General features: G+C 62.2%; 4 protein-coding genes. 3 read left to right on the forward strand and 1 reads right to left on the reverse strand.

Annotation, left to right across the window (positions count from 1 at the left end; genetic code table 11):
- The first annotated feature begins 163 nt into the window (after nucleotides 1–163).
- Nucleotides 164–658, forward strand: a complete 495-nt coding sequence (locus tag A5645_RS00005) for an SRPBCC family protein (protein WP_065036795.1) — start codon at nucleotides 164–166, stop codon at nucleotides 656–658.
- A 65-nt stretch (nucleotides 659–723) separates the two neighbouring features.
- Here the strand turns inward: A5645_RS00005 and A5645_RS00010 are convergent, their stop codons facing one another.
- Nucleotides 724–1,203, reverse strand: a complete 480-nt coding sequence (locus A5645_RS00010; protein WP_065128057.1) for a hypothetical protein — start codon at nucleotides 1,201–1,203, stop codon at nucleotides 724–726.
- 272 nt (nucleotides 1,204–1,475) lie between these two features.
- Here A5645_RS00010 and A5645_RS00015 point away from each other — a divergent pair, with 272 nt between their 5' ends.
- Together A5645_RS00015 and A5645_RS00020 are read left to right on the forward strand one after the other, a co-directional pair.
- Entirely contained in the window at nucleotides 1,476–2,078 is a 603-nt protein-coding gene (locus tag A5645_RS00015; protein WP_065128058.1) for a mycothiol-dependent nitroreductase Rv2466c family protein, read from the forward strand.
- A 495-nt stretch (nucleotides 2,079–2,573) separates the two neighbouring features.
- The coding region (locus A5645_RS00020; protein ID WP_436405450.1) for a PPE family protein at nucleotides 2,574–3,614 on the forward strand (1,041 nt) is incomplete at its 3' end.

Below are 3,614 nucleotides of genomic sequence, written 5' to 3' on the forward strand. Positions count from 1 at the left end.
CAGCCAGACCCGCCCGCCCGCCCCTCGCCACTAATACGTCACAGTGACGATTCGCCGATGGTCCGTCCCCGGGTTGCGTTCTGTCGCAGCCCTTTCGGATTCAGTCTGGTCGTAGATCCCGGCGGCGGTGTTAGATTGAAACGTCCTAGCCGCAGGAGGTGCAATGCACGAGCTGGTCGTTGATGAGAACCTCCCCGCGACCGCAAGAGCTGTCGGCATCGCGGAACGCGAAATGGCGGTGAGTGCAGAGCAGCTGTTCGCCGCATTCGAGGACGAGGCGTGGTGGCCAAAATGGGTGCCCGGCATGCGCGAGACCACCTGGACGAGCCCGAAACCGTTCGCGAACGGGACGACCCGCACCGTGAAGATGTTGGGCGGCCACAGGATCGATGAGGTGTTCTGGGCTTGGGAACCCAACCGCCGCATAGCTTTCAGTATCGCCGCAGTGAGCATCGGCTGGTTGAGCAGCTTCACCGAGGTCTACGACGTCACGCCTTTGTCGCCTGGGCGCTGCAAGCTGCGTTGGACGCTAGCAGCGCGCTTTTCCGGCAGACTCGCCGTGATCGAGCCGGGTTATGCGCGCACCTTGCCGATGAGTCAAAAGCGCCTACTCCGAAAACTTGAACGAGCCACGCAGGAACTCGCAAGGTCGGCGTAAACCTTTTCATCACTCAGGCTGACAACGCGGAGGCATTCGGCCGCCGGCCCGCTCGCGGCCGATCTCTACTTGCTACGCGGAACGTAGACCCACCCATTCCGCAGCAACCCGGTTGGATGCTCGGTAACCTCACCGCGCGCGGCGCGATCGCCGGGGCGGACCGCCGCCAGCGGAATCGACCCTTTGAAGGTTGTCAATGCGTAGGTGGTAATGACGTGACGGGCGCTGGCGGCACCCTCGAGCTTGCTGTGCGGGCTCGTCTTCACGGCGAACGGCCGGGTACCTCCTAGCTCGTTGACGATCTCGCCCGTAACCAGCAGATCGTAATAGCCGCCAGTGTCGCCGGTGATGTCGAAACGGAAATATAGCTTGCCAGGATGACCCGGTAGTTGGAGCTCGAAGGCGGCATTCGGCACCACCGTCACACTCGCCGCCGCCCGCGTCGGATCGTGTCGGATAAAAGCGCGTCGCACGAACCACACGATCGACAGAACCATCAAGACGGCGAGCGCTATTGATCCGAAGACGATCGCGTTCTCCGACACGCACGCAACGTATCAAGGTTCTGCTCCAACGCCAGGGTCATCCGAACAATCGGTGGCACCACTCACCCCAAGTGTCGCCCGCACTACCCGACTGGTTGGATTCGTCACTGTGACAAATAGTGTTGCAGCGCAGGGCTATTGACCTGCGCCCTGCTGCCCCGCCGATTCCCGATCCAATCATCGGGATTACCAGAACCGTTGCCGGGTACCCGGCAGCCAATGAGAAAAGACCTACCCCACACGCAAGGCGGCGCACGATCCGGCGGCGCGCAATGACACGGATCGACGTCTATTTCGATCCGGTGTGCCCCTTTGCGTGGGCGGCCTCCCGCTGGCTGCTCGACCAGTCCGGCCACCGTGACCTCGACATCAACTGGCACCTGATGAGCCTGGCTCTGCTCAACGAAGGCCAGGCTGTTGAGTCGGAGAAACAGCGCAAGCACCTTGAGATGTCGCGTCAACTCGGGCGCATCGTGCTCGCCGCCGTCGAAGTCAGCGGTCCCAAATTGACCGAACCGGTGTATACCGCCCTCGGCCGGCATCTTCACGAAGCGGGCGACGACATGACACCACAGCTAGTCGGCGAGATCTTGTCCGAATGCGGAGTCGACAGCACCCTCGCTGAGGCAATGTTCGATGACGAGCGTGACGACGCGCTTGCCCTCGCACATCAGGAAAGCCAAGACGCCCTCGGCGACACCGGCGGCAGCCCGATCCTCTGCATTGACGACGCCTGCTTTTTCGGCCCCGTGCTCAACGGGATCCCTGCCGGCCGCGAGGCCGACGACCTGTTCGAGGCGCTCGTGACGCTCGCCCACACTCCAACCTTCGCCGAAATTCAGCGACCGCACGAGGGACCGCCGACTTTCAACTAGGCGCCCTCTTGCCCCCAGGGTCCCGGCCGACTCGTTTCGAGCCTCCGGCCGAGTGTGCATTGCACGACGGGACACGCCGAGAAAGCGTCGCGGGATGCACGCTCGACAGGCGCAATGGGACGGCTGAGATATTCTCAGCAAACTCCAAATACGGCAATACTGCCCAATTCTGAGAAATTCTCAGCGGAATATCTTGTGGCTTAGATCACCCTAAGAGGGCCATCCGTCTCAAAACTTTGTAGTCAAATGCCGGGCGATGCTCGCGGGCCGAATCTGAGAGAAATTCACAGAAAGGCTGGCACTGCACCAAATCTGCTGGTTATCGGGCCTGCGAACCGGATTTGACCCGAAGGTCAATTCTGCTACGGACACGAATCTAATGTATTCACACACTCAATTCGGTATCGCATGGCATTATCGGCGCGTATCGGATGGCTCCGTGCATGCGGCAAAGAAGCAGCCGGAGCGACGCGAAACGGAAAGGGCGACCCGACAATGAGCTTCCTGATGCTGCCACCAGAGATTACTTCGGCTTTGATGTTCTCCGGCGCAGGTTCGGGTCCAATGCTGGAAGCAGCTGCGGCGTGGCAGTCTTTGGCCTCGGAATTGGATTCAGCGGCGGAATCCTTCTCGGCATTGACCTCGGAGCTGACCGCCCAGGCATGGCAGGGTCCAGCGGCTCAGGCCATGGCGGCAGCAGCAACGCCGTACGCGAATTACTTGGCGACGGCGGCCGCCCAAGCGGCCGGAACCTCGTCGCAGGCACAGGCCGTCGCGGGTGCATTCGAAGCGGCACTGGCGGCCACGGTTCACCCGGCGCTGATCTCGGCCAACCGCTCGAACATGGTGTCGCTGGTGATGACGAATCTATTCGGCCAGAACGCGCCGGCGATCGCCGCGATTGAAAGCATCTACGAGGAGATGTGGGCGGCCGACGTGGCAGCGATGCTCGGATATCACGGCGGCGCGGCGGCGGCCGTGGCGCAATTGGTCTCGCCGGCCGCAGCCGCGCTGCCCAGCTTCGGCTACGGCAACGTCGGCGAGGGCAATATCGGGTTCTTCAACACCGGCACCTTGAACTTCGGCATCAACAACACCTCTCCGTTCTTCACCCCGACCGACCCGATCACCACCTTCGGCGGCTTCGGCATCGGTAACAACGGCACCGACCTCGTCGGGGCGTTCAACGCCGGCAGCCGAAACGTCGGGATCGCCAACAACGGGTTCATGAACATCGGCATCGGCAATGTGGGTGCCAACAACTCCGGCCTGCCGTTGTCCTTCCTGTCCGCGCTCGGCGTGGGCAACCAGGGCAACTTCAACCAAGGCTTCTTCAATATCGGCAACCACAACCTGGGCATCGGCCTGGTCGGAGACAACCTGATCGGCGTTGGTCCGCTGCACATCGACCGCGCCCTCCTGCCCACCTTCCCAAGCCTGCCGAGTCTGGGCAGCGTGCTGCCGGCCGCAAGCACCTTCCCCAGCTTCGGCTACGGCAACGTCGGGGAAGGCAATATCGGGTTCTTCAACACCGGC

Source organism: Mycobacterium asiaticum (assembly GCF_001673635.1).
In the GTDB taxonomy this organism is placed as follows: Bacteria; Actinomycetota; Actinomycetes; order Mycobacteriales; family Mycobacteriaceae; genus Mycobacterium; species Mycobacterium asiaticum_C.

Bases quoted from the DNA above. Each gene is read 5' to 3' on its own strand.
- A5645_RS00005 (WP_065036795.1), top strand. From the start codon at position 164: ATGCACGAGCTGGTCGTTGATGAGAACCTCCCCGCGACCGCAAGAGCT.
- A5645_RS00015 (WP_065128058.1), top strand. From the start codon at position 1,476: ATGACACGGATCGACGTCTATTTCGATCCGGTGTGCCCCTTTGCGTGG.